The organism is Oleiphilus sp. HI0128 (assembly GCF_001635365.1).
Genome location: NZ_LWGG01000687.1, coordinates 1 through 369 on the forward strand (window position 1 = coordinate 1; position 369 = coordinate 369).

The 369-nt window shown below is 45.8% G+C and carries 1 pseudogene; it reads right to left on the bottom strand.

Annotation, left to right across the window (positions count from 1 at the left end):
* Positions 1-164 precede the first annotated feature (164 nt).
* Positions 165-369 (bottom strand): annotated as a pseudogene (locus A3763_RS08520) (TAT-dependent nitrous-oxide reductase); the annotation flags it as partial.

A 369-nucleotide genomic window follows, 5' to 3' on the forward strand; every position in this document is an offset into this window, starting at 1 on the left:
GGATAAAAGAGATGCCACCACTATCAGACAGGTACAGAGGCACAGCATAAGGATATACGCACTGTGCTTCTGTTTGTTCTGCTGTGTTTCCAGCAGTATTCGAGATGGTTGTGACATCTTGTACTTCTTTTTCGCCTTTAGCAGTTAGCTAAAGCTTAAAGGGTTTAAGCTTCGACTAACATTCGGCCACGCATTTCCATATGCAGTGCATGGCAGAACCAGTGACAGTAGAACCATTGTACGCCAACCTTGTCGGCGGTAAAGGTCACTGACTGGGTTTGCTGAGGGCCAATTTCCATACTGACGCCATGGTTGACCATACAGAAACCATGAGTTACGTCTTCTACCATATCAAGGTTAGTGATCACC